This is a genomic window from Streptomyces sp. NPDC053367, assembly GCF_044545925.1.
Taxonomy (GTDB): domain Bacteria; phylum Actinomycetota; class Actinomycetes; order Streptomycetales; family Streptomycetaceae; genus Streptomyces.
The window spans coordinates 116,193-140,790 of the sequence record NZ_JBITYN010000007.1; the positions used below are offsets into that span (position 1 = coordinate 116,193).

Here is a 24,598-nt window from a genome sequence, read left to right on the forward strand (position 1 = left end):
TGTGGACAACCGGAGAACGGGACGGGACCCGGGGCGGGGGCGGGGGCTACGACCCCAGCACCGACGCCAGGAACTCCCCGACCCAGCCCAGCAGTTCCCGGCCGACCAGCGGCTTCCCGCCGACCTTCGCGGTCTTCGGGCGCGGCACCAGCACCTGGTGCACGGCCGGCTTGATGACGGATCCCGGGTACAGCCGCTTCAGCCGCAGCTCCTGCGACTCGCGCAGCTCCACCGGCGCGAAGCGGATGTTGTTGCCCTGCAGCACGACCTCGCCGACCCCGCAGGCTCGCGCCAGCATCCGCAGCCCGGCCACCAGCAGCAGGTTCTCCACCGGCTCGGGCAACTTGCCGTAGCGGTCGAGGAGTTCCTCGCGGACGGCCTTGATGTCCTCCTCGGAGTTGGCGGAGGCGATGGCCCGGTAGGCCTGCAGGCGCAGCCGCTCGCCGGGCGCGTACTCGTGCGGGACGTGTGCGTCGACCGGCAGTTCGATCTTGACCTCGAGCGGCGGCTCCTCCTCGATCTCGCCCGACTCCAGCTGCCGCCGGTAGTCGGCGACCGCCTCGCCGACCATGCGGACGTACAGGTCGAAGCCGACGCCGGCGATGTGGCCGGACTGCTCGCCGCCGAGCAGGTTGCCCGCGCCGCGGATCTCCAGGTCCTTCATCGCCACGTACATGCCCGCACCCATCTCGGTGTGCTGGGCGATCGTCGCCAGCCGTTCGTGCGCGGTCTCGGTCAGCGGCTTCTCCGGCGGGTACAGGAAGTAGGCGTACCCGCGCTCACGGCCGCGACCGACACGGCCGCGCAGCTGGTGCAGCTGGGACAGGCCGAAGGTGTCGCCGCGTTCCACGATCAGGGTGTTGGCGTTGGAGATGTCGATGCCGGACTCGACGATCGTCGTCGAGACGAGCACGTCGAACTTCTTCTCCCAGAAGTCGACGACGACCTGCTCCAGCGCGGCCTCCGACATCTGGCCGTGCGCGGTGGCGATGCGCGCCTCGGGGACGATGTCCCGCAGCCGCGCGGCCGCGCGGTCGATGGACTCGACACGGTTGTGGATGTAGAAGACCTGGCCCTCGCGCAGCAGCTCGCGGCGGATCGCGGCGCCGATCTGCTTCTCCTCGTACGGCCCGACGAAGGTCAGCACCGGGTGCCGTTCCTCGGGCGGGGTGGTGATCGTCGACATCTCGCGGATGCCGGTGACGGCCATCTCCAGGGTGCGCGGGATCGGCGTGGCCGACATGGTCAGCACGTCCACGTTGGCGCGCAGCTTCTTCAGCTGCTCCTTGTGCTCGACGCCGAAGCGCTGCTCCTCGTCGACGATGACCAGGCCGAGGTCCTTGAACTTGGTCTCCGAGGAGAACAGCCGGTGCGTGCCGATGACGACGTCCACCGAGCCCTCGCGCAGGCCCTCCAGGACGGCCTTGGCCTCGGTGTCGGTCTGGAACCGGGACAGCGCCTTCACGGTCACCGGGAACTGCGCGTATCGCTCGCTGAAGGTGCCGAAGTGCTGCTGCACCAGCAGGGTGGTCGGCACCAGCACGGCGACCTGCTTGCCGTCCTGGACGGCCTTGAAGGCGGCCCGTACCGCGATCTCGGTCTTGCCGTAGCCGACGTCGCCGCAGATCAGGCGGTCCATCGGGACCGTCTTCTCCATGTCCTCCTTGACCTCGGCGATCGTGGTGAGCTGGTCGGGCGTCTCGGCGTAGGGGAAGGCGTCCTCCAGCTCGCGCTGCCAGGGCGTGTCGGGCCCGAAGGGGTGGCCGGGGGCGGCCATGCGGGCGCTGTACAGCTTGATCAGGTCGGCGGCGATCTCCTTGACGGCCTTCTTGGCGCGCGCCTTGGTCTTGGTCCAGTCGGCGCCGCCCAGGCGGTGCAGGGTGGGCGCCTCGCCGCCGACGTACTTGGTGATCTGCTCCAGCTGGTCGGTGGGGATGTACAGCCGGTCGCCGGGCTGGCCGCGCTTGGCGGGCGCGTACTCGACGACCAGGTACTCGCGGGTGGCGCCCTGGACGGTGCGCTGGACCATCTCGATGTAGCGGCCGACGCCGTGCTGCTCGTGGACGATGTAGTCGCCCGCCTCCAGGGTGAGCGGGTCGATGGTCTTGCGGCGGCGGGCGGGCATCCGGGTGCCGTCGCGGCCGGCGGCCCGCTGTCCGGACAGGTCGGTCTCGGTGAGGACGGCGATCTTCAGCGCCGGGTGGACGAAGCCGTGCTCGATCGACCCGCACGCCACGTGCACGACCGACGGCTCGATGTCGCCGAGGACGGTCTCCAGGCGGGCGGCGACGCCCTCGCCGCCGAGGACCTCGACGGTGCGGGCGGCCGGGCCGTGGCCCTCGGTGACGAAGACGGTGCGCCAGCCGTCGGCGAGCCAGCCCTTGGTGTCGGCGAGCGCCTTGGCGGTGTCGCCGCGGTAGGCCTCGGGGGCGTGCAGGCCGACCTTCAGGGTGTCCGCGTCGAGCTCCTCGTCGGCGGCGAACGGCGACACCGACCACCACATCATGTCCAGCTCGCGCGCGCGGTCGCGCACGTCGGCGATGGACCACAGGGAGGCCGCGCCGACGTCGATCGGCGCCTCGCCGCCGCCCGCGGTGGCGGCCCAGGACGCCTGCAGGAACTCCTGGGAGGTCGCCACGAGATCGGCGGCACGCGTGCGTACCCGCTCCGGGTCGCAGACGACGGCCATGGCGCCCTTGGGCAGGACGTCCAGCAGCAGTTCCATGTCGTCGACGAGGACCGGCGCGAGGGACTCCATGCCCTCCACGGCGATGCCCTCGGCGATCTTGCCGAGCAGCTCGCCCAGCTCGGGGTGCTGTTCGGCGAGGGCACGCGCACGCGTGCGGACGTCCTCCGTCAGCAGGAGTTCACGGCAGGGCGGCGCCCACAGGCCGTGTTCGGCGACCTCCAGGGAGCGCTGGTCGGCGACCTTGAAGTAGCGGATCTCCTCGACGTCGTCGCCCCAGAACTCGATGCGCAGGGGGTGTTCCTCGGTGGGCGGGAACACATCGAGGATGCCGCCGCGGACGGCGAACTCGCCGCGCTTCTCGACGAGCTCCACGCGCGCGTACGCGGCCGCGGCGAGGGCCTCGACGATCTCGTTCAGGTCGGCGCTCTGCCCGGTCCGCAAGGAGACCGGCTCCAGGTCGCCGAGGCCCTTGACCTGCGGTTGCAGCACGGACCGTACGGGCGCGACGACGACGGAGACCGGGCCGGTCTCGGGGTCGTCGGGGCGTGGGTGGGCGAGGCGGCGCAGAACGGCGAGGCGGCGGCCGACGGTGTCGCTGCGGGGGCTGAGCCGCTCGTGCGGCAGCGTCTCCCAGGAGGGGTACTCCACGACGGTGTCCGGCGGCAGCAGGGAGCGCAGGGCGGCCGCGAGGTCCTCGGCCTCCCTGCCGGTGGCGGTGACGGCGAGGACCGTGCGTCCGGCCTCGCGGGCGAGGGCCGCGACCGCGAAGGGACGGGTCGCGGGCGGGCCGACGAGGTCGACGTGCATGCGGTTGCCGTCCGCGGCCGCCGTGATCGCTTCCGCGAGGGCGGTGTCCTTGACGACGGCGTCGAGCAGACCGTGCAGACTCATGGAGGGGGCTTTCCGTCCAGGTGGGCAACGCGAAGGGCCCGACACGCGGGGCGGGCCGGGGCTTCCCAGAGTACGTCCACCCGGGGACGGTCACCCGGCGGAATCGAACGGCCGGCCGGTGGAGCGCGTACGGGTCCGGCGCCGGAAGTCGCTGTGACTTCCGGCGCCGGACCCTTTCCCCCGCAACCCCCGTGTGCGGTGGACGTACCCGCCCTAGTCGGTGCCGATCGCGTTCAGGACGTTCATCCGTCCCGCCCGGAACGCCGGGATCAGTGCCGCGAGCAGGCCCACGAACGCCGAGCCGATGAACACGCCGGTGATCGTCGGCCAGGGGATCTCCAGGACCTTCAGGCCCTCGAGTTCGAGCAGCTGCTGCGCGGTCGCGCCCCAGCCCATGCCGAGGCCCAGGCCGAGCAGGGCGCCGAAGAGGGCGATGACGACCGACTCCAGGCGGATCATGCGGCGCAGCTGGCGGCGCGAGAGGCCGATGGCGCGCATCAGGCCGATCTCCCTGGTCCGCTCGACGACCGACAGGGCGAGAGTGTTCACCACACCGAGGATCGCCACGATGATCGCCAGGGCGAGCAGCCCGTAGATCATGTTCAGCAGCTGGCCGATCTGGTCCTTCAGCGCTTCCTTGTAGTCGGTCTGGTCGCGGACCTGGTACTGCGGGTAGTCGTCCATCGACGCCTTCAGCGCCTTGTACGCGGCCGCCTCCTGGCCGTCCTTCGCCGAGGCGAAGACCATCATGTCCAGCGGCATGTCCTTGGCCGGCACATGGCGGGCCAGCGTGCTGATGGAGGTGTACATGGCGCCCTGGTCGAGGACGGCCTCGCTGCTGGTGATCGCGCGGACCGTCAGCTTCGCGCTGGCACCACCGGGCAGGGAGACGTCGATCGTGGAGCCGAGGCGGATGCCGTGCTCCTCGGCGAACTCCTCGTGGACGGACATCGCGTCGGGCCGGTAGGCGTCGGCGAGGTCACCCTGGACGGTCTCCACGCGCAGGTCCTGGGCGTACGTCGGGTCGGCGGCCGTGAGCGCGGTGTCCTCGACGGTCTTGCCGTCGGGGGTGCGGAAGTCGGCCTCCAGGTGCTTGTACTCGGTGACCCGCTCCAGCCCCGGTGAGTTCTTGATCGCCTGGACGGCCTGGGCGGTGATCAGCTGGTCGCCGTTGTCGTCCATGACGATGAAGTCCGTGCCGACGCTCTTGTCGAGCTCGTCCGTCGCGGAGGCCACCATCGAGGAGCCGACCACCGACAGACACGCCACCAGCGCGAGCCCGATCATCAGCGCGGCGCCCGTGGCGCCGGTGCGGCGCGGGTTGCGCAGCGCGTTGCGCTCGGCCATGCGACCGACGGGCCCGAACATCCGCAGCAGGACGGCGCTGAGGACCCGGACGACACCGCCCGCGAGAACCGGACCGATCACGACGAAGCCGATGAGGCTGAGGACGATGCCGAGGCCGAGGAACTGCGCGCCCTCGCTCGCCTTGTCCACGGTCGTGGTGACGTACAGCGCGAATCCGCCGGCGCCGGTGAGGACGAGACCGATCAGCGCGCGCACCAGACCGGCCCTGCCGTCGGCGGGGGTGCCGGCGTCGCGCAGGGCGGCCATCGGCGAGATCTTGCCCGCGCGGCGGGCGGGGAGGTAGGCGGCCAGGACGGTGACGACGACGCCGAGGAGCAGGCCGAGCGCCGGGGTCGTCCAGGCGACCGTCAGGTCGCTGGTGGACAGGTTCATGCCCATCAGGCCCATGAGCTTCATCAGCCCGATCGCGAGGCCGACGCCCGCGCCGGCGCCCAGTACCGAGCCGACGACACCGAGCAGCAGCGCCTCGACCAGCACGGACCGGTTGACCTGCTTGCGGCTGGAGCCGATGGCGCGCATCAGGCCGATCTCCCGGGTGCGCTGGGCGACCAGCATGGAGAACGTGTTGATGATCAGGAACACGCCGACCAGGAACGCGATCCCGGCGAAGCCGAGCATGGCGTACTTGATGACGTTCATGAACTCGCCGACGTCCTTGGCGTTCTCGTCGGCGATCTCCTTGGCGGTCTGCACCTGGTAGCCGCCGCCGAGGGCCCGGGCGACGTTCCGCTTCACCTGCGCGTCGGTCATGCCGGCCGCCGCGGTGACGTTGACGTCGGTGTACACGCCGCTCTCGCCGACCAGCGCCCGCTGCGCGGTCTTCGTGTCCAGGTAGAACAGCGCGGCACCGGGGTTGGTGACCTTGAACTCGACGACGCCGGAGACCTTCGCCCGGTGCGTGCCGACGGCCGTGATGACGCCGAGCTCGTCGCCGAGCTTCAGGTGGTGCTTGTCGGCGGTGTCGGCGTCGACCATCACCTGGTCCGGTCCCTCGGGCGCCGAACCGGAGGCGATCTTCATGGTGCGCGCCTCGTTGGCGTTCCAGTTGCCGACGATCGTCGGGGCGCCGCTGGAGGGCGAGAGGCTGTCCTTGTCGGCGTCGACGACGGTCACCGACGTCGAGAAGACGGCGCCCTCCGCGGACTGCACGCCGTCGATCCGGCGCACCTTCTCCAGCACGGACGCCGGCATGGCGGGCGGACGGCCGTTGTCGGAGGTGGTCTCACCGGTGCCGGAGGCCTCCTTCGGGCTGACGGTGACATCGGAGGCGGTGGCCTGGAACAGCTTGTCGAACGTCGTGGTCATGGTGTCGGTGAACACCAGCGTGCCGCACACGAACGCCACCGACAGCAGCACCGCCACCGCCGACAGCGCCATACGGCCCTTGTGCGCGAAGAAGTTGCGCATCGAGGTCTTCAGCACGGTCATGACGTACGCCCCCGGGCGTCGAAGTCCTTCATGCGGTCCAGCACCTGGTCGGCGGTCGGCTGGTGCATCTCGTCGACGATCCGGCCGTCGGCGAGGTAGAGCACCCGGTCGGCGTAGGACGCGGCGACGGGGTCGTGAGTGACCATGACGATCGTCTGGCCCAGCTCGTCCACCGAGCGGCGCAGGAAGCCGAGGACCTCGGCGCCCGCGCGCGAGTCGAGGTTTCCGGTCGGCTCGTCACCGAAGATGATCTCCGGCCGGGCGGCGAGCGCACGCGCCACGGCCACCCGCTGCTGCTGGCCGCCCGACAGCTGCGTCGGCCGGTGCTTGAGCCGCCCGGCGAGCCCGACGGTCTCCACGACCCGGTCCAGCCACGCCCGGTCCGGCCTGCGGCCCGCGATGTCCATGGGCAGGGTGATGTTCTCCAGCGCGTTCAGCGTGGGCAGCAGGTTGAACGCCTGGAAGATGAAGCCGATCCGGTCCCGGCGCAGCTGCGTGAGCTTCTTGTCCTTCAGCCCGGTGATCTCGGTGTCGTCCAGGTAGATCTGACCGCTCGTCACGGTGTCGAGGCCGGCCAGGCAGTGCATCAGCGTGGACTTGCCGGACCCCGACGGTCCCATGATCGCGGTGAACTGCCCGCGGGCGATGTCGACGTCCACATGGTCCAGGGCGACGACACGGGTCTCCCCGGACCCGTACGCCTTGACGACCTGTCGCGCCCGCGCGGCGACGGCCGTACGCCCTCCAGTGCTCTTGTGCCCGGGAATGGTCACAGCCGAAGTCACGGTATGTCTCCTCAGTCGGTCGTCGAGCGGTACGGGTGAAGCGGTACGTCCATGAGTCTGCTGGCCGGGGCGGGTCCGGCGCGCTGGTGCCCGGCCCCCTCTTGTGCGGGGGAAAACCCCACCCCCGTCGTTCGGGTACGCCGCCCCCAGCGGCGTACTGCCAGATTAGGAACGGCCCGCCGCCGTCTCGTCCTCCGGCGGGACGAACGCTCCCCGAGCCGAAGTACGGAGGTACCCCTAGGGGAGTCCACCCGCGGTCGGACGTCCTCTCGGGGATCCGTAGACCCTCGGACCCACCCAGGCTCCACCCTCCCGCCGCGTCAGGCTCAAGTGGGAAGCTGTCCCGCAGCAGATGAGTGCAAGGGACAACGACCCGTGCGGCGACGACCGACGGCGAACCGGGAGGACGCACACGTGGGCACCACCAGACCCGCGGCCACGGACGGCGCGCGCCAGGACACGGCACCACGGCGGCGCGGGGCCGTGGTCGCCGCGCTGATGCTGTCGATGGCGCTGGCCGCCCTCGACTCCACGATCGTCTCCACCGCCGTCCCGCAGATCGTCGGCGACCTCGGCGGCTTCTCCGTCTTCTCCTGGCTCTTCTCCGGCTATCTGCTCGCCGTGACCGTCACCCTGCCCGTCTACGGCAAGCTGTCCGACACCTTCGGCCGCAAACCCGTCCTCGTCGCCGGGGCCTGCCTCTTCCTGCTGGGCTCCCTGCTGTGCGCGCTCGCCTGGAACATGGCCGCGCTCATCGCCTTCCGTGTCGTGCAGGGCCTGGGCGGCGGGGCACTGCAGGGGACCGTGCAGACGCTGGCCGCCGACCTCTACCCGCTGAAGGAACGCCCCAAGATCCAGGCCAAGCTGTCCACCGTGTGGGCCCTGGCCGCCGTCGCCGGGCCGGCCGTCGGCGGCGTCCTCGCCGGCTACGCCGACTGGCGCTGGATCTTCCTGGTCAACCTGCCCATCGGCGCGCTCGCGCTGTGGCTGATCGTCCGTCATCTGCACGAGCCCGAGCGGAAGAACGCGGCACGCGCGCGTGTGGACTGGGCGGGCGCCCTGGCCGTCTTCGCCTGCGGCGGCGTCCTGCTGACCGCGCTGGTGCAGGGCGGGGTGGCCTGGCCGTGGCTGTCGGCCCCGTCGCTGGGCCTGTTCGCGGCCGGCCTGGTGCTGGCCGGTGTGGTCGTGGCCGTCGAACGCCGGGCCGCCGAGCCGATCATCCCCGGCTGGGTGTGGCGGCGGCGCACCATAGCCGCCGTCAACCTCGCCCTCGGCGCCCTGGGCCTGCTGATGGTGGCGCCGACCGTGTTCCTGCCGACGTACGCCCAGTCGGTGCTCGGTCTGGGTCCCGTCGCGGCCGGCTTCGTGCTGTGCGTGTGGACGCTGAGCTGGCCCATCGCCGCCGCCCACAGCCAGCACCTCTACCGGCGCATCGGCTTCCGCGACACCGCCCTGCTGGGCATCGGCACCGCCGCGCTGATCCTGTCCGCCTTCCCCTTCCTGCCCTACCCCGGCGAGGCATGGCAGCCCGCGCTGCTGATGCTGCTGCTCGGCGCCGCCCTCGGCTTCTTCCAACTGCCGCTCATCGTCGGGGTGCAGTCCACGGTCGGCTGGTCCGAGCGCGGCACCACCACCGCCTCCGTGCTGTTCTGCCGCCAGACCGGGCAGACCGTCGGCGCCGCCGTCTTCGGCGCCGTCGCCAACGGCGTCCTCGCCGCCCGTCTCGGCGGCGCCGGTGACCTCGACTCCCTCACCGCAGCGCTGGACACCGGCCCGGCCCCGGAGTCCGTCCGGCACGCCATCGCCGACGCCGTCCACGCCGTCTACCTCGGTGCGGCGAGCGCGGCGGCCCTGGCGTTCCTGGTCCTGCTGTGCGTGGCGCCCCGGCGGTTTCCGGTGCTGCCCGCTGACTAGCGGCTTGTGAAAAGTCCGAGTTAACGGCGGTAACACCGCAGGTCATCGAGGTAAACGGTTACCGACCCGTCAGTTTGTCGAAAACCGTGCCGATCATGTTCCCGGCGAGTAACGTGCGTGCCCCGCACCCCCCACTCCCTGCGGTCCGCCGCCCGGACCCCAGCCGCGCAAGGAGCCCCGGGATGTCCCACGACCCGTCCCCGTCGTACCCGCACACACCCCCACCGCACCCCTCAGCGCCGTACCCCTCACCGCCGTACGCGGCACAGCCGTACGCACCACAGCCGTATACATCGCAGCCGTATACATCGCAGCCGTACGCGTCCCCCTCGTACGCCGCCTACCCCTGGCAGCCCGCACCCGACGGCGCACAGCACCCCACTGCGCCCGCCCCCGCGCACGCCCCGCTCGGGCACCACAGCGACCTGCGCGTCCTGCGCAGCGCCTACCGCTGGCAGCGCCGCACCGCCACACTCACCGCGCTCGGCTACTTCGTGCTGTTCCTGGTGATGTCGGCACTCGCCCCCGGCTTCATGACGGACACCGCGGCGAACGGCCTGCCCGTCGGCCTGCTCCTCGCACTGGTGCAACTCCCCGTCACCTGGCTCGCGATCGCCCTCTACGAGTACACGGCCCGCCGCTACGTCGACCCGATCGCCGACCGCATCCGCGAACACGCCCGGCTGAACGCCAAGCGGGAGGCCGGCCGATGAACGGCTTCAGCGACGACTCCCAGACCCTGTCCCTGCTGGCGTTCACCGCCGTCGCCACCGTCACGCTGCTGCTGTGCGTGATGACCGGCCCCGACCGCGACGACCTCGACGAGTTCTACACCGGCTACAACTCCCTGTCCCCGCTGCGCAACGGCATGGCCATCGCCGGCGACTACATCTCCGCCGCGACCGTCCTCGGCACCGGCGGCGTCATCGCCATCTACGGCTACGACGGCATCGTCCTCGCCCTGAGCACCACCCTGTCGCTGATGCTGCTGATGTTCCTGCTGGCCGAACCCCTGCGCAACGCGGGCCGGTTCACCATGGGCGACGCCTTCGCCCGCCGCATGCCCGGCCGCTCCGTACGCATCACCTCATGCCTCGTCACACTCGCCGCGCTGGTGCCGATGATGCTCGTCCAGCTCGCCGGCGCCGGACAACTGCTCTCCTTCATCCTCGGCTTCTCCGGCGCCTCCGTGCGCACCGGCTGCATCATCGGCCTCGGCGCCCTGATGATCAGCTACGCCGCGATCGGCGGCATGAAGGGCACCGCCCTCATCCAGATGCTGAAGATGGTCATGCTGCTCGGCTCCGGCGCCGTCGTCGCCGCGCTGCTGCTGAACCGCTTCGACTGGAACCCCGGAGCACTGTTCGGCGCGGCCGCCCGGCAGAGCGGGGTGGGCGACGAGTTCCTTCGCTCCGGCCTGTGGTTCGCGGGCAGCCCCGTCCCCGAACTGGACATGATCAGCACCCAGTTGGCGGTCGTCCTCGGCGGCGCCTGCCTCCCCCACGTCACCATGCGCATGTACACCGCCTCCAGCGCCCGCCAGGTACGACGCTCGATGTCCTGGGCCGTGTCGACCGTGGCCCTGTTCGTGCTGGTCGTCACCGTCGTCGGCGTCGGCGCGACGGCCCTGGTCGGCCGGGCCGCGGTCGTCCGGGCCGACCCGCAGGGCAACTCCGCCTATCTCCTCGGCTCACGCGCCGCGTTCGGCACCGGGCTGTCCACGGCGGAGGCCTTCCTCTTCACCGCCGTCACCACCGCCGTCTTCCTCACCCTGCTCGCCTCCGTCGCCGGGATGATCCTGGCCTGCGCCAACTCCCTCGCCCACGACGTCTTCGCCACCCGCGTGCGCGAGATGTCCGGCCGCCACGAGATGGCACTCGCCCGGATCTCCGCCCTCGCCGTCGGCGTCCCCGCCATCCTTCTCGCCACCCTGGCCCAGCACCGCAGCCTGCAGCCCCTGGTGACGTTCTCCTTCTGCGTCGGTGCCTCCGCCCTCGCCCCCGCGCTCGTCTACAGCCTCTTCTGGCGCCGCTACACCCGCACCGGCCTGCTCAGCACCCTCATCGGAGGCACGCTGTCCGTCCTGGTGCTGATGCCCGGCACCAACCTCGTCTCCGGCTCCGCCCACTCCGCCTTCCCCGAAGCCGACTTCAACTTCTACCCCTTCACCACCACCGGCCTCGTCACCATCCCGCTCGGCTTCGCGCTGGGCTGGCTCGGCACGGTGGCCTCCGGCGGCCGGGCGGCGGGGGAGCACCGGCGTCGGTACGAGGCGGTCGAGGCGTGGATTCTGGCGGGGGCCGTTCGGAAGGGGTGAGTGTCGCCGCCGACCGTGGGGGCGCGCGATGCCGTCGCCGCCGACCGCGGGGGGCGCGTGATGCCGTCGCCGCCGACCGTGGGGACGCGTGATGTCGTCGTCGGGCCGCGGGTGGCCGGGGGTTGCTCGCGCAGTTCCCCGCGCCCCTCAACGGCATCGCCCGAAGGCGTGACGCCGTCACCGGGCTGCCGGTCGTCGGGGCTTGCTCGCGCAGTTCCCCGCGCCCCTGGGGCGATGTCCTCCAGGCCCGTTTCCGAGGTGCTACTCCGTCGGCAGGCGGCCCGCTGTCAACGTGGTGAGGCTGCTGCGTACGTGGTCCATCTGGGCGCGTACGTCGTCCCAGCGCTCCCCGTGCTCCCGCAGGACGCGCTCGGTCTCGAGGGCTACGCGGTCCTCGTGCAGACGGGCCTCCGCGAGGAGTTCGGCAGCACGCGCGCAGGCCTCCTCCTGGTGGCGGCGGGCGGACGCCTCGGCCTCGGCGAAGGCCTGTCCGGCGTCCGACAGGGCGGCCTCGGCGCGGGCGGCGAGCTGGGCGTGGCGGGCGTCGAGGGCGGCCGCGCGGGCCTCGGTCTCGCGCTCGACGGCAGCCCACCGCTCGGCGTACTCCTTGTGCTGGTCGGCGAGCACACCGGAGGTACGCCGGCGCACCTCCCGCAGGGCGGCGAGCGCCTCGGCACGCAGCTCCTTCACCTCGCGCCGGGTGGTGACACGGATGCCGTCCGCCTCGGCGCGCGCCGCGAGCACCCTCACCCGGGCGCGTTCCTCGGCGTCCGCGCGCAACGCGTCGGCCTCCTCCTGCGCCTCCCGGCGCACGCGCACGGCGTGCTCCTCGGCCCGGGCGACCTGCTCGTGCGCTTCGCGCTCCGCCTGCTCACGCACGGCCGACGCCTCCTCCAGACCGAGCTGGAAAATACGCCGCGCACGCTCCCCCAGAGAGTCGTACGTCTGCGGCGCGAGCCCCGCCACCGTCTCGCGCAACCGCCCGAGCTCGGCCTCCATCTCCTTGGCGAGCACGGTGAGCCGGGCGGCCCGCTCCCAGGCCGCGTCCCGGTCCCGGCACAGCTCGGCCGTAAACCTCTCCACCTGCTCGGGGCGGTAGCCGCGCCCGCGGGCGGCGACAAAGCCATGCGGCGACACCGGTGCGCTGCTCATCGTGGAACCCCTCTCCGCCGACCCGCACGAAACGACGTACGACCGATTCGCTCGACCGCTGTCGCTTTTCGATTTCGCGCACATCTTGATGGATCAGACGGAAGTGTTCATAACGCGACACTCCGCACACAGGTTACGGAAGCAGGCAGAAGGGGCCGGTCCCGGTCGTCCAGCGACCAGGCCCGGCCCCTCCACGGGCGGCCCGCCTCCTCAGCGGCGAGACATCACAGCAAGCCGTCCCACATCTGCTCCAGCAGCACCGACCACCAGCTCTCCGGCGACCCCAGCGCCGCCGGGTCCAGCGCGGCGAGCTGCGCCTGGAAGTCGACCGTCCAGCGGCCCGCCTGCTCCTGGTTCAGCCCGAACCGCAGCCGCCACATCCGGCCCAGCAGCGCCAGGCACCGTACGAACTCCGGCAGCCCGGTGTTCACGAACTGCGGCGGCACCGGCGCCCCGCCCGGCCCGGCCTCCACCGGCACCGCGACGATGTTCGCCGTGCCGTACTGCACACACAGGGCCTTGCCGAAGTCGGTGCCCATCACGAGGTACGACCCCGCGTCCGCGGCCGGCTGCACACCCCGCTCCGCCGCCAGCTCCGCCAGCGTCGGCACAGGCCGCCCCGGCTGGGCCTGCGCCCAGAAGAACGGCCCCATGTCCACCGGCAGACCCGCCACCACCAGCGTGTGCGCCACCACCGGCGGCACACCCTGCCGCGACACCGCCGCCTGCTCGAACCGGAACACCCCCGGCCCGAACGCGGCGGCCAGCTCCTGGCCCACCGCCTCCGGCGGAACCGGCGGAACCGGCTGCACCGGCGGCAACGGCGCCCGCACCGGTGCCGGCCGCGCGGGCCCGTCCGCCACCTGGTGCAGCTCACCCTGGTGCGCCAGCAACTGCTGCATGCCCTGCTGCCGGCTCGCGTGATCCGTGCCGTACGGCGCGATGCTCGTGATCCGCGCCTGCGGCCACTGCTCCCGGATCATCCGCGCGCAGTACGCGCCCGGCAGCTCGCACGACTCCAGCTCGGTGTGCAGCTCCAGCACCTGGTCCGGCGGCACGTTCATCGCCCGCAGCTCATGGAAGATCTGCCACTCCGGGTGCGGCGTACCCGGCGCCGAACGCCGGATCAGCTGCTGCTCCGAACCGTCCTGCGCGCGATAGCGCAGCACCGCCTGGTAGCCCGGGCCGACCGTCGGCAGACCGGTGGGCGGCTGCTGCGGATAGCCGTACGCGGGCGGAGGCGTACCCGGCACCCCGGGCCCGCCCGCAACCCCTGGCACACCGGGTCCGCCAGGAACCCCAGGCGCGCCCGGCCCACCCGGAGCACCGGGGGCCGGCGGAGGCGGAGGCGGCATCCCCGGCCCACCGGGTCCGCCGGGGCCGCCGGGGCCACCAGGACCGCCAGGACCGCCGGGGCCGGTCACCGGCGGCCCGGCCAGCATGGTCTCCGCGTGGTGCACCGCACCCCGCGCACCCCCCATGGAACCCGGGGCACCCGGAGGCTGCGGCGCACCAGGCACACCCGGAGCGCCCGGAACCCCAGGGGCACCCGGAACCCCAGGGACGCCCTGCGGCACGCCCGGCGTACCCGGCACGCCCGGGGCGCGCGGAGGCTGCGGAGCGCCCACACCCGCACCGCCCAGGCTCGGGTCGGCCAGCATCGTCGCCGCGTGATGCACCCCGCCCGGGGGCGTACCACCCGGCGCGTTCGGCGGCTGAGGCGCACCCGGAGCACCGGGGGCACCCGGCGCACCCGGCGGCTGCGGCCCGTCAGGACCCAGCGCCGACACCAGCTGCGTCGGCACATACCCACTCGCACCCGGCCCCGGCGGAGGCGTACTGCCCTGCGGCGCACCCGGAACACCAGGCGCGCCCGGCGCGGGCGGCGGCGTGCTCCCCGGACGCGCACCCGGCGCACCGGGGACACCCGGCACACCCGGCGGCGGAGGCGGCGTCGCACCACCACGCGCCCGGCGCGGAGGCGGCGCGGCCTTGCTGGTCGCGGCGTCGGCGATGTCGCCGGCGTTCGGCGCGAGCGGCCTCGACGGAGCACCGGCCGCGTCACCCGCGGCCCCGGCACCCACCCCGCCGGGAGGCGTACCCGGAGCAGCAGGGGCCCCCGGCACAGGCGGCGGCGTACTCCCCTGCGGCGCACCCGGACCGCCGAGCGCAGGCGAGATCGCCGTCGGCGGAAGCTGGCTGCCGCCCGACATCAGCGCCGTCTTGGCCTCCGGCGCCACCGGCGGCGGCGTGTCGTCGTCGACACCGCTCAGCGGCGGCGCGAAGACGGTCTCCGGCAACGGAACAGAACGATCCTCACCGGCGTCGGCGGCGTTGGTGTCCGTGCCCGCCCAAGGAGTCGCCCCCGGCGGAGGCCCGCCCAGCGAACCCCCCGGCACGGACGGGCCGGAGGAGCCGGAGAAACCGGACGAGCCGGCAGGCCCGGAGGAACCGGCAGGCCCGGACGAGCCGGCGGGACCCGAGGAACCACCCACCGGCACCCCCGCCTGAGTCCGCGCAAGCGGAACCCCCGCCTGGGTCTCCGGCAGCGAGGCCCGCTCACCACCGGCCGGCGAACCCGGACCAGGAACGGAAGGGGCAGAAGGCGCGGAAGGCACGGCAGACGCGGCAGCGGGCGCGGCCGAACCCGCCGACGGCGCCGAAGCGGAGGAAACCCCCGCCTCGCCCCGCCGGTCCGGAACCCCCATCCGGTCCGCCGCCTCCTGCAACCACTCCGGCGGAGTCAGCAGGAACGACGTCTGGTTGAGGTCCACCCGCGCCGCGGCAGGCGCCGGCGCATCCACGGGAGCGTCCGCGCTCGAGCCGTACTCCTCCTCGTACCGGCGGATCACCTCACCCACCGGCAGCGAAGGCCACAACGAGGCCTCACCGCTGTCCCGGGCGATCACCAGCCGCTGCGCGCCACCGTCCGAACGCGGCCCGTCCGGGCGGTCCTCCGCCCACACCACGAACCCGAGACCGAACTCCCGCACCCGCACCTCACGATGCTGGTACGACGGCACATCACCGTTGATCCACTCCTCGCCGCGCTCCTGCGCCTGCGCAAAGGTCACCATCGCGAACTCACTCCCCCACCGCGACGGCCCGTGCGAACCCGCCGTCCACCATCAGATTCGCCACCGTCTCCAACTCCGGCGGCGAACCCGCCAGTCGGGACAGGAACACATCGAAGTCCTCACCGCACGGCAGCAACAACCGCTCCACCCGCTCGGCCGGCGACCACGAAGGATCGACGTCCCGCGCGTCGTCGTACGCGCAGAACCACACCGAACCGATCCGCTCGCCCTTCACCTTCACCGCCAGCAGACCGCCCTGCACGAACGAGACGCCCAGATAGTCCTTGGTCAGATGGTCACGCAGACACTTGTTCACGTACACCAGGTCGTTGACCGCCGCCTCGTCCCGCACCGTGAAGAACGGCTGGTCCAGCAACAGCCCCAACTCCGCGTCCAGCGCCGTCCCGACAGGCGCACAACCACCCGCCGCCTTGAGGAACGACCGGTACGCACCCGGCAGCCGGTACCCCAGGTCCTCCTCGACCTGCTGCACCTGCTGCTCCGTCACCGCCACCCCCGACTTCGGCAGCCCGAAATGCGCCGGACGCGTCTCCTGCAACGGCCGCGTCCCCCGCTTCGACTGGTCCACCGCCGCCGTCGCCACACCACCGTGATGCCGCAGCAACGCCTTCACCTCGACCGGCACCAGCTCGAGACGCCGCGTCCCCGCCACGTGATGCCACGTCCAGCCGTGCGGCGTCGCCACCGCCGGAACCGTGTCCCACAACGCATGCCCCGAAGCGGACAAAGCGGCATTCGCCGACACATAGTCCGTCAACCGCAGCTCGTCGACACCGAAACCCTCCGGCGGATCAGCGATCTCCACCGCCGCACGCGCATAAGGAGAGAAGTCGGGGTAGCCGCGCTCATCCACCCGCACCCCGGCCGGATGACGAGACGCCCGGACCGGATCCGGGAAATGCACGACCTGCCCGGCGTACGCCGCGTTCGGCGGCGCGGCTTGCTGCCCGAGCCGACCTGTCGTCATGGCGATTGCCCCCTGCGGCACTCTGTACGGCCCGTAGCCGCCGGCCCACCGCCGACTCTGCCCACCACGGCCCGTATCCGACTGTCTCCAACGCGCTGACCGCTTCACCAACGCATCGACCGCGCCTCCCGCGGTGCCGACAGCCTATGCGGTACGCCCCCACCGGTCACCGGCGCTCCACTTCCGTGACCAGCCGTCACCCCGCCGTGACAGCCCGCCCAAACCCGGGCGTGTCGCACCGCCCCAGCTTCCGCACCAGCCACGCCATTTGGCAGTCTGGACCCTTCGGGGGGATGCTCGGGAGGGGATGACGATCATGAACGCGACGCAGACGGGACCACACACCGCCACCGCGGGCGACCCCCGCATCGGGTGGAGCAGCACCGACACACCCCCCGCCCCCACCCTGCGCCACCGCCGCGACGGCATACTCCCCACCGTCGCCGCCGCCCTCTCCGTACGCGGCGCCACCCTCACCGGCACCGCCGCCCGCGGCGACACCCCACCCCCACTGCACCCACTCGTCCAGGACTTCCTCGACACCCTCACCAGCGACCACCGCGACCGCTTCACCGGCCGCTGCGCCGAGACCATCCTCATCTCCCGGCACCTCACCACCGCCGACGCCGCCCGCAGCAAACGCGCCGCCCGCAAACCCATGACCAACGGCGAAGCCCGCAAAGCACTCAGACAAGCCAAACTCACCGCCCGCCGCATCCGCGAGGACGGCGACCCCCTCCACGGCACCTTCGCCACCCCCTGCCGCGCCTGCACCGCCCTCAGCGCCCACTTCGGCGTACGCATCGTCGACCCGGCCGTCACAGCCGACTGACACCACGACTCAGAGACACCGCACACCGGACAAAGGGCAGATGCACCCCGACCGCACCTCCACCACCCGCTTCCCCGTCCCCGTCGACGCCGCCCTGCGCACCGCCGGCTGGCAACCCGGACGCTGGGACATCAAACAGGCCGAAACCTGGGCCGACACCCTGCGCGGACACACCTCACCCGCCGGCCACCGCCACGCCGTCTTCCCCGCCGCCGTCGAAGCCTGGGCAGAATTCGGCAGCCTCCACATCACCCCCAGCGGCCCCGGACGCCAGCTCGCCCCCGCCGCCCTCCACCTCGACCCCCTCCACGGACTCCACCTCGCCCGCACCCTCGGCGACCTCGGCCGCGCCCTCGACACCGAAGTCAGCCCCCTCGGCGCCGAGACCGACACCCAAGCCCTTCTCGCCATCGACGCCGAAGGCCGCGTCTACGCCCTCGACCACACCGGCGACTGGTACCTCGGCCCCGACATCGACCACGCGCTGACCACCCTCGTCACCGGGATACAGCCCGTACGCCTCACAGCAGGCTGAGCCCGAGGAATCAGGACGCCGGAATCACCGCCGACACCCGGAAACCCCCCGCCTCCGTCGGCCCCGACACGAACACCCCGCCCAACGCCAGGACCCGCTCCCTCATCCCCACCAGCCCGTTCCCCCCGGACGGCAGACCCGGCGACGACACCTCGGGCGGCGGCTCGTTCTCCACCTGCATCGCGATCTCCGACACCCGGTGCGCCACCCGCACATACGTCTTCGCACCCGCCGCATGCTTGTGCGCGTTCGTCAACGCCTCCTGCACCACCCGATACGCCGTCTGCTCGATCTCCCTCGCATACGTGCACTCGCGCCCCTCCACCGACAGCGCCACCACCATCCCCGCGGCAGCCGACTGCCCGATCAACTCCTCCAAGTCCTCAAGACAAGGCCCCTCGGCCACCTGCTGCTCCTCCACCTCGGCAGCCGCCACCACCGGCGCAGGACGCACCCGCGCAGCACCATCCCCGCTGCGCAGCACCCCGAGCATCTCCCGCAACTCCGTCAGCGCCTGCCGCCCCATGTCCCCCACCAGCGCGGCATTCTTCACGGCCTTCTCCGGATCCTTACGAGCAACGGCCTGCAACGCGGCAGCATGCACCACCATCAAGCTCACCCGATGCGCGACGACGTCATGCATCTCCCGCGCGATCCGCGTCCGCTCCTCGTTACGCGCCCACTCGGCCCGCTCCTCCGCCCGCTCCGCGAGCAACTGCAACTCCCGCTCCAGGCTGTCCGCCCGCTCCCGCAAGCTCTCCATCAGCCTGCGCCGCGCACCGACGTACATCCCCAGCAGCAACGGCGGCGCGGTCATCCCCACCGACATGGTCACCGCGACGAACGGCGCGAACCACTCCCCCGCGTCCACATCCGCGTCCGACATCTCCCGCGCCTGCACGAACGTCACCACCAGCATCCCCAGCAGCGACATCCCCGCCAGCGACGCGATGATCCTGCGCGGCAACTCCGACGCGGCGAGCGTGTACAGACCCACGACGCCCATCAGATAGCCCATCTGCGCGGGCGCGACCGCGATGGACACCAGCACGACGGCGATGGGCCAGCGCCGCCTCACCAGCAGCACGGAGCCGGCGAGGACCCCGAACACCACCCCCGCCGCCTCGGGCACCCCGGCGTCCCGCGCGAACGGAATCCCGCGCGCCCCGCACTCCACCGCGGAGGCCAGCGCGAGGCCCCCGTCCAAGAGCGCGCTACGCCATCTGACCCACCACCACGGCCCCTTCCGGACCGTGGCGTGCTCTTCCCCCGTCGTGGTCATGGCTCCAGCCTACGGGCGCCCACCCCGGCTTTTCCGGCGAGTTTCCACGACTGGCCTACACCACACTCCGTAATCGAATAACTGCGAAACCGACAGGTATCCCTCGAACTGGTGAATCACCTCTGTTCGAGGCCGGAAGCTCCCATTCCGGCCGGACGGTATGCGTATGACACATTCCACTGGCAAGTACGCGGACTTCGAGGGGTTGCGCGAGAAGGCGATCGCCTTACGGCGGGCGGGGCTCAGCCTCCGGCAGATCCGCGAGGAGCTTCAGGTCCACAACAAGGAGACGCTGCAGCGACTCGTGGAGGGCGAGCCCCCTCCGGACTGGACGAAACGGCCGAACGCGAAGGACCACCTCCGCGAGAGGGCGCGGGAGCTGCGGCAGCAGGGCTGGACGTACAACCAGATCCAGGCCGAACTGGGCTGCTCGAAGAGTTCGGTGTCGCTGTGGGTACGGGACCTGCCCCACCCCGAGCCCAAATGCACACCCGAAGAGCGGCAGGCGCGAATGAACGCGGGCCTCGCGCGACTACGCGCGTCACAGGATCGTGAGCGCGCGGAGACCAAGAGGGTGGCGGCTGCAGCCATCGGCGAGCTGAGCGACCGCGAGCTGTTCCTGGTCGGCGTCGCCCTGTACTGGGCCGAGGGCCAGAAGAGCAAGCCCTACCAGCGCCGTGAAGCGGTCATCTTCGTCAACAGTGATCCAGACGTGATCCAGGTCTTTCTGGCATGGCTCGACCTGCTCGGCGTGGAGAGAGAGCGACTGGCCTTCCGCGTCATGATCCATGAGACGGCTGATGTGGCCGCCGCCGAGCACTACTGGGCCAACCTTGTCGGCGTGGACAGGACGAGTCTGGGCAAGACGACGCTGAAAAAGCACAACCCCAAGACGGTTCGGAAGAACATCGGCGAGTCCTACACCGGCTGCCTCGTCGTCCGCGTGCTGCAGGGAGCGGAGTTGTACCGTCGCATCGAAGGCTGGTGGTGCGGCATAGTAGGTGCCGCGACCTCATCGGACTAGCAAGATGTCCGTTTCGGGTGGCTTTACACTCCCCTGTGGTGTAATTGGCAACACGGGTCACTTTGGATGATTTGTTCCAGGTTCGAGTCCTGGCAGGGGAGCTCACAGCACACAAGACCCAAGTTCGGGCCCTGACCCCCAAGTCAGGGCCCGCACTCATTACCCCCCACCCCCACCCCGGTATCCTGCGGATGTCCACCCCTCCCCCAAACAGCCGAAGGGCATCCCGTGAGCGCCATTCGCCCGGCAGCCGTCGTCGTTCTCGCAGCGGGTGAGGGCACCCGTATGAAGTCGGCCACACCGAAGGTCCTGCATGAGATCTGCGGCCGCAGCCTCGTGGGCCATGTGCTGGCCGCAGCCGGTGAGCTGGAGCCGCAGAACCTCGTCGTGGTCGTGGGGCACGCCCGGAAGCAGGTCACCGAGCATCTGAGCAGCGTGGCCCCGCATGTCCGCACCGCCGTGCAGGCCGAGCAGAACGGCACGGGGCACGCGGTACGGATGGGGCTCGAAGAGCTGGGCGGTGTCGTCGACGGGACGGTCATCGTCGTCTGCGGTGACACCCCGCTGCTGACCGGCGCGACCCTGAAGGCCCTCTCCGAGACGCATTCCGCCGACGGCAACGCCGTCACCGTGCTGACCGCCGAGATGCCGGACGCGACCGGCTACGGCCGGATCGTGCGGGACGAGAGCGGTGCCGTGACGGCGATCGTCGAGCACAAGGACGCCGACGACGCTATCCGTGCGATCCGGGAGATCAACTCCGGGGTGTTCGCGTTCGACGGCCGGCTGCTGGCGGAAGCCCTCAAGCAGGTGCGTACGGACAACAGCCAGGGTGAGGAGTACCTCACCGACGTCCTCGGCATCCTGCGTGAGGCGGGGCACCGCGTGGGTGCCTCGGTGGCCGCCGATCACCGTGAGATCGCCGGTATCAACAACCGTGTGCAGCTGGCCGAGGCCCGCCGGATCCTGAACGACCGGCTGCTGACCGAGGCCATGCTCGCGGGTGTGACGGTCGTCGATCCGGCGACCACGTGGGTCGATGTGACGGTCACCTTCGAGCAGGACGCGGTCGTGCACCCGGGGACGCAGCTCCAGGGCGCCACGCACATCGCCGAGGGTGCCGAGGTCGGCCCCAACAGCCGGCTGAACGACACCCAGGTGGGTCCGGGGGCGCGGGTGGACAACACCGTGTCCAACGGGGCTCGGATCGGTGCGCAGGCGTCCGTCGGTCCGTACGCCTATCTGCGTCCGGGTACGCGGCTCGCGGCGAAGGGCAAGATCGGTACGTACGTCGAGACGAAGAACGCGTCGATCGGTGAGGGGACGAAGATCCCGCATCTCTCCTATGTCGGTGACGCGACGATCGGCGAGTACACGAACATCGGTGCGGCGAGCGTGTTCGTGAACTACGACGGGCAGGAGAAGCACCACACCACCGTCGGGTCGCATTGCCGGACCGGTTCGGACAACATGTTTGTGGCGCCTGTCACGGTCGGGGACGGTGCCTATACGGCTGCCGGGTCGGTGATCACGAAGGATGTGCCGCCCGGTTCGCTGGCCGTGGCCCGCGGTCAGCAGCGGAATATCGAGGGTTGGGTGGCCCGTAAGCGTCCGGGCAGTGCGGCCGCGAAGGCGGCCGAGGCGGCCTCTCGTGAGGAGAGCGGCGAGGGCTGACCGGAAACAGGTCCGTCAAACACGGCGTACCGTGATAAGTGCACACCCGCACCCCACCAGCTGAGACGGCCCGCCGCGCCCCAGCGGCGAGGTCTCTCGACACCCAGCTGCGACACCTCTGAGGAGACAGTGCTGTGACCGGGATCAAGACGACCGGCGAGAAGAAGATGATGTTCTTCTCCGGCCGCGCCCACCCCGAGCTTGCCGAGGAGGTCGCCCAACAGCTGGGTGTCGGGGTCGTCCCGACGAAGGCCTTCGACTTCGCGAACGGCGAGATCTATGTGCGGTATCAGGAGTCGGCGCGTGGTGCGGACTGTTTCCTGATCCAGAGCCACACGGCTCCGATCAACAAGTGGATCATGGAGCAGTTGATCATGATCGACGCGTTGAAGCGTGCGTCGGCTCGTTCGATCACGGTGATCGTGCCGTTCTACGGTTATGCGCGGCAGGACAAGAAGCACCGTGGTCGTGAGCCGATCTCGGCGCGTCTGATCGCGGACATGATGAAGACGGCGGGTGCGGACCGGCTCCTCACCGTCGATCTGCACACGGATCAGATCCAGGGCTTCTTCGACGGTCCGGTGGACCATCTGTTCGCGCTGCCGCTGCTGGCGGACTACGTGGGTGCGAAGGTGGACCGGGAGAAGCTGACGGTCGTGTCGCCGGACGCGGGCCGGGTGCGGGTCGCGGACCGTTGGTGTGACCGGCTGGGTGCGCCGCTGGCGATCGTGCACAAGCGGCGTGACAAGGATGTGGCGAACCAGGTGACCGTCCACGAGGTCGTGGGTGAGGTCAAGGGCCGTGTCTGTGTGCTGGTCGACGACATGATCGACACGGGTGGCACGATCTGTGCGGCCGCGGACGCGCTGTTCGCGCATGGTGCCGAGGATGTCATCGTCACCGCGACGCACGGTGTGCTGTCGGGTCCGGCGGCGGACCGGCTGAAGAATTCTCGGGTGAGTGAGTTCGTGTTCACGAACACGCTGCCGACGCCGGGTGAGCTGTCGCGTGACCTGGACAAGCTGACGGTGCTGTCGATCGCTCCGACGATCGCGAGTGCGGTGCGTGAGGTGTTCGAGGACGGTTCGGTGACGAGCCTGTTCGACGAGCAGTAAGGGTTCTGCACAGCCCCTGCTGTGATCGTTTTGGGTGCGGCCTCCCTCTCCGAGTAGACTGCTGAAGTTGCTCGGCGAGGGAGGCCGTACTCGTGTGTACGGCGGTCCGTTATCGACGCGCTCTTCGTAGCAGGCCGTTCGTGGCCGGGTGACCACGTCCGTTTCCTAGCTAACGAGGAGTGAACATGTCCGAGGTGAAGATCGCCGCCGAGACGCGCAGCGAGTTCGGCAAGGGTGCCGCGCGACGTATCCGTCGTGAGAACAAGGTTCCCGGTGTTCTGTACGGTCACGGTTCCGACCCGCTGCACCTGACGCTGCCGGGTCACGACCTGCTGCTGGCGCTGCGTACGCCGAACGTCCTGATCGCGCTGGACATCGACGGCAAGACCCAGGAGCTGGCGATCCCGAAGGCCGTGCAGCGTGACCCGCTGAAGGGCTTCCTGGAGCACGTCGACCTTCAGCTGGTCCAGCGTGGCGAGCAGGTCACGGTCGAGATCCCGGTCGTCGCCGAGGGCGAGCTGGCCGCCGGTGGCAACCTGCTGGAGCACGTGCTGAACGCGCTGCCGGTCGAGGCCGAGGCCACGCACATCCCGGAGCAGGTGACGGTGTCCGTCGAGGGTCTGTCCGCCGGTGACTCGATCCTCGCCAAGGACATCACCCTGCCGAAGGGTGTCTCGCTGAACGTCGAGGGCGACACGGTCGTTCTGCAGGTGCTGGCCGCGCAGGCCGAGGAGGCCCCGGCGGGCGAGGGCGCCGAGGGTGAAGAGGCCGCGGAGGCCTGAGCCTGAGCTCTGCCGTTGTGTCGTCAGCCGCCGCTTCCCGCGGGGAGCGGCGGCTGCGGCGTATTCGAGCTGTGGCGGACCTGAGCTGCGGCACCCCCGAACTGTGGCGTATCCAAGGAGACGGACGTGACGACCGACCCGAGTGCCCCCTGGCTGATCGCCGGGCTCGGCAATCCCGGACCGGAGTACGCGATGAACCGGCACAACGTCGGGTTCATGGTGGTGGATCTGCTGGCCGAGCGGTTGGGGGGGAAGTTCAAGCGGGCCGGCAAGGCGCAGGCGCAGGTGGTGGAGGGGCGGATCGGTCCGCCGGGGCCGTCGAACCGGCGGGTGATCCTGGCGAAGCCGATGTCGTACATGAACCTCTCGGGCGGGCCGGTGAACGCGCTGCGGGATTTCTACAAGGTGCCGGTGGGTCATGTGGTGGCGGTGCATGACGAGCTGGACATCGACTACGGGACGCTGCGGCTGAAGCTGGGTGGCGGGGACAACGGGCACAACGGGTTGAAGTCGATGACGAAGGCGTTCGGTTCGGACTATCACCGGGTGCGGTTCGGGATCGGGCGGCCTCCGGGGCGGATGCCGGTGGCGGATTTCGTGTTGAAGGACTTCTCGTCTGCGGAGCGCAAGGAGCTGGACTACTTCGTGGACCGGGCGGCGGACGCGGTGGAGTGTCTGGTGATCGAGGGGCTGGAGCGTGCTCAGGGGACGTACAACTCCTGACATTGGCGTCGGAAGGCCCCGG

The 24,598-nt window shown here is 71.0% G+C and carries 17 protein-coding genes and 1 tRNA gene; 11 read left to right on the forward strand and 7 right to left on the reverse strand.

The genetic code is table 11. From position 1 onward, the window contains the following. Positions 1 to 46: 46 nt before the first annotated feature. The 3 genes from mfd to ACIGXJ_RS20575 form a co-directional block, all read right to left on the reverse strand. Positions 47 to 3,580, reverse strand: coding sequence for a transcription-repair coupling factor (gene mfd, locus ACIGXJ_RS20565; RefSeq protein WP_399647248.1), 3,534 nt, complete (start codon positions 3,578 to 3,580; stop codon positions 47 to 49). A 213-nt stretch (positions 3,581 to 3,793) separates the two neighbouring features. Beyond that, positions 3,794 to 6,376 (reverse strand): ABC transporter permease, encoded by a 2,583-nt coding sequence (locus ACIGXJ_RS20570; RefSeq protein ID WP_399647250.1) that lies wholly within the window; start codon positions 6,374 to 6,376, stop codon positions 3,794 to 3,796. Beyond that, positions 6,373 to 7,161 (reverse strand): ABC transporter ATP-binding protein, encoded by a 789-nt coding sequence (locus tag ACIGXJ_RS20575; RefSeq protein ID WP_399647252.1) that lies wholly within the window; start codon positions 7,159 to 7,161, stop codon positions 6,373 to 6,375. Before ACIGXJ_RS20575 ends, ACIGXJ_RS20570 begins: the two co-directional genes overlap by 4 nt. A gap of 414 nt (positions 7,162 to 7,575) precedes the next feature. On the opposite strand from ACIGXJ_RS20575, the gene ACIGXJ_RS20580 reads away from it, so the two are divergent. From ACIGXJ_RS20580 to ACIGXJ_RS20590, 3 genes are all read left to right on the forward strand, one after another. Continuing rightward, positions 7,576 to 9,075 (forward strand): MFS transporter, encoded by a 1,500-nt coding sequence (locus ACIGXJ_RS20580; protein WP_399647255.1) that lies wholly within the window; start codon positions 7,576 to 7,578, stop codon positions 9,073 to 9,075. A gap of 182 nt (positions 9,076 to 9,257) precedes the next feature. Continuing rightward, entirely contained in the window at positions 9,258 to 9,788 is a 531-nt protein-coding gene (locus tag ACIGXJ_RS20585) for a DUF485 domain-containing protein (protein WP_399647258.1), read from the forward strand. Beyond that, positions 9,785 to 11,392, forward strand: a complete 1,608-nt coding sequence (locus ACIGXJ_RS20590; RefSeq protein WP_399647260.1) for a cation acetate symporter — start codon at positions 9,785 to 9,787, stop codon at positions 11,390 to 11,392. The genes ACIGXJ_RS20585 and ACIGXJ_RS20590 overlap by 4 nt, the downstream gene beginning before the upstream one ends. A gap of 261 nt (positions 11,393 to 11,653) precedes the next feature. On the opposite strand, the gene ACIGXJ_RS20595 is transcribed toward ACIGXJ_RS20590, so the two are convergent. The 3 genes from ACIGXJ_RS20595 to ACIGXJ_RS20605 form a co-directional block, all read right to left on the reverse strand. Next, positions 11,654 to 12,544, reverse strand: a complete 891-nt coding sequence (locus tag ACIGXJ_RS20595) for a cellulose-binding protein (RefSeq protein ID WP_399647263.1) — start codon at positions 12,542 to 12,544, stop codon at positions 11,654 to 11,656. 224 nt (positions 12,545 to 12,768) lie between these two features. Beyond that, entirely contained in the window at positions 12,769 to 15,621 is a 2,853-nt protein-coding gene (locus ACIGXJ_RS20600; protein ID WP_399647265.1) for an SUKH-4 family immunity protein, read from the reverse strand. A 7-nt stretch (positions 15,622 to 15,628) separates the two neighbouring features. Then, the gene (locus ACIGXJ_RS20605) at positions 15,629 to 16,609 is read right to left on the reverse strand and encodes an SMI1/KNR4 family protein (protein ID WP_399647267.1); all 981 of its coding nucleotides are present in this window, start codon (positions 16,607 to 16,609) and stop codon (positions 15,629 to 15,631) included. A gap of 307 nt (positions 16,610 to 16,916) precedes the next feature. On the opposite strand from ACIGXJ_RS20605, the gene ACIGXJ_RS20610 reads away from it, so the two are divergent. Continuing rightward, the gene (locus ACIGXJ_RS20610) at positions 16,917 to 17,441 is read left to right on the forward strand and encodes a YwqJ-related putative deaminase (RefSeq protein ID WP_399647270.1); all 525 of its coding nucleotides are present in this window, start codon (positions 16,917 to 16,919) and stop codon (positions 17,439 to 17,441) included. Positions 17,442 to 17,481: 40 nt separating this feature from the next. Further along, a complete protein-coding gene (locus tag ACIGXJ_RS20615; protein ID WP_399647273.1) occupies positions 17,482 to 17,976 on the forward strand; it encodes an SUKH-3 domain-containing protein in 495 nt (164 codons plus the stop codon). Positions 17,977 to 17,986: 10 nt separating this feature from the next. On the opposite strand, the gene ACIGXJ_RS20620 is transcribed toward ACIGXJ_RS20615, so the two are convergent. Further along, entirely contained in the window at positions 17,987 to 19,258 is a 1,272-nt protein-coding gene (locus ACIGXJ_RS20620) for a sensor histidine kinase (RefSeq protein WP_399647275.1), read from the reverse strand. A 166-nt stretch (positions 19,259 to 19,424) separates the two neighbouring features. On the opposite strand from ACIGXJ_RS20620, the gene ACIGXJ_RS20625 reads away from it, so the two are divergent. From ACIGXJ_RS20625 to pth, 6 genes are all read left to right on the forward strand, one after another. After that, positions 19,425 to 20,282 (forward strand): hypothetical protein, encoded by an 858-nt coding sequence (locus tag ACIGXJ_RS20625; RefSeq protein WP_399647277.1) that lies wholly within the window; start codon positions 19,425 to 19,427, stop codon positions 20,280 to 20,282. 29 nt (positions 20,283 to 20,311) lie between these two features. Next, positions 20,312 to 20,383, forward strand: a tRNA-Gln gene (locus ACIGXJ_RS20630). Positions 20,384 to 20,510: 127 nt separating this feature from the next. Then, positions 20,511 to 21,956 (forward strand): bifunctional UDP-N-acetylglucosamine diphosphorylase/glucosamine-1-phosphate N-acetyltransferase GlmU, encoded by a 1,446-nt coding sequence (gene glmU, locus ACIGXJ_RS20635; protein ID WP_399647280.1) that lies wholly within the window; start codon positions 20,511 to 20,513, stop codon positions 21,954 to 21,956. A 134-nt stretch (positions 21,957 to 22,090) separates the two neighbouring features. Next, positions 22,091 to 23,071 (forward strand): ribose-phosphate diphosphokinase, encoded by a 981-nt coding sequence (locus tag ACIGXJ_RS20640; RefSeq protein ID WP_399647282.1) that lies wholly within the window; start codon positions 22,091 to 22,093, stop codon positions 23,069 to 23,071. A gap of 185 nt (positions 23,072 to 23,256) precedes the next feature. Further along, positions 23,257 to 23,853 carry a 50S ribosomal protein L25/general stress protein Ctc gene (locus ACIGXJ_RS20645; RefSeq protein WP_399647285.1) on the forward strand — a complete coding sequence of 199 codons (597 nt, stop codon included), beginning with the start codon at positions 23,257 to 23,259 and terminating at the stop codon, positions 23,851 to 23,853. Between the two features lie 126 nt (positions 23,854 to 23,979). After that, positions 23,980 to 24,576 carry an aminoacyl-tRNA hydrolase gene (pth, locus tag ACIGXJ_RS20650; RefSeq protein WP_399647288.1) on the forward strand — a complete coding sequence of 199 codons (597 nt, stop codon included), beginning with the start codon at positions 23,980 to 23,982 and terminating at the stop codon, positions 24,574 to 24,576. The last annotated feature ends 22 nt before the right edge of the window (positions 24,577 to 24,598 follow it).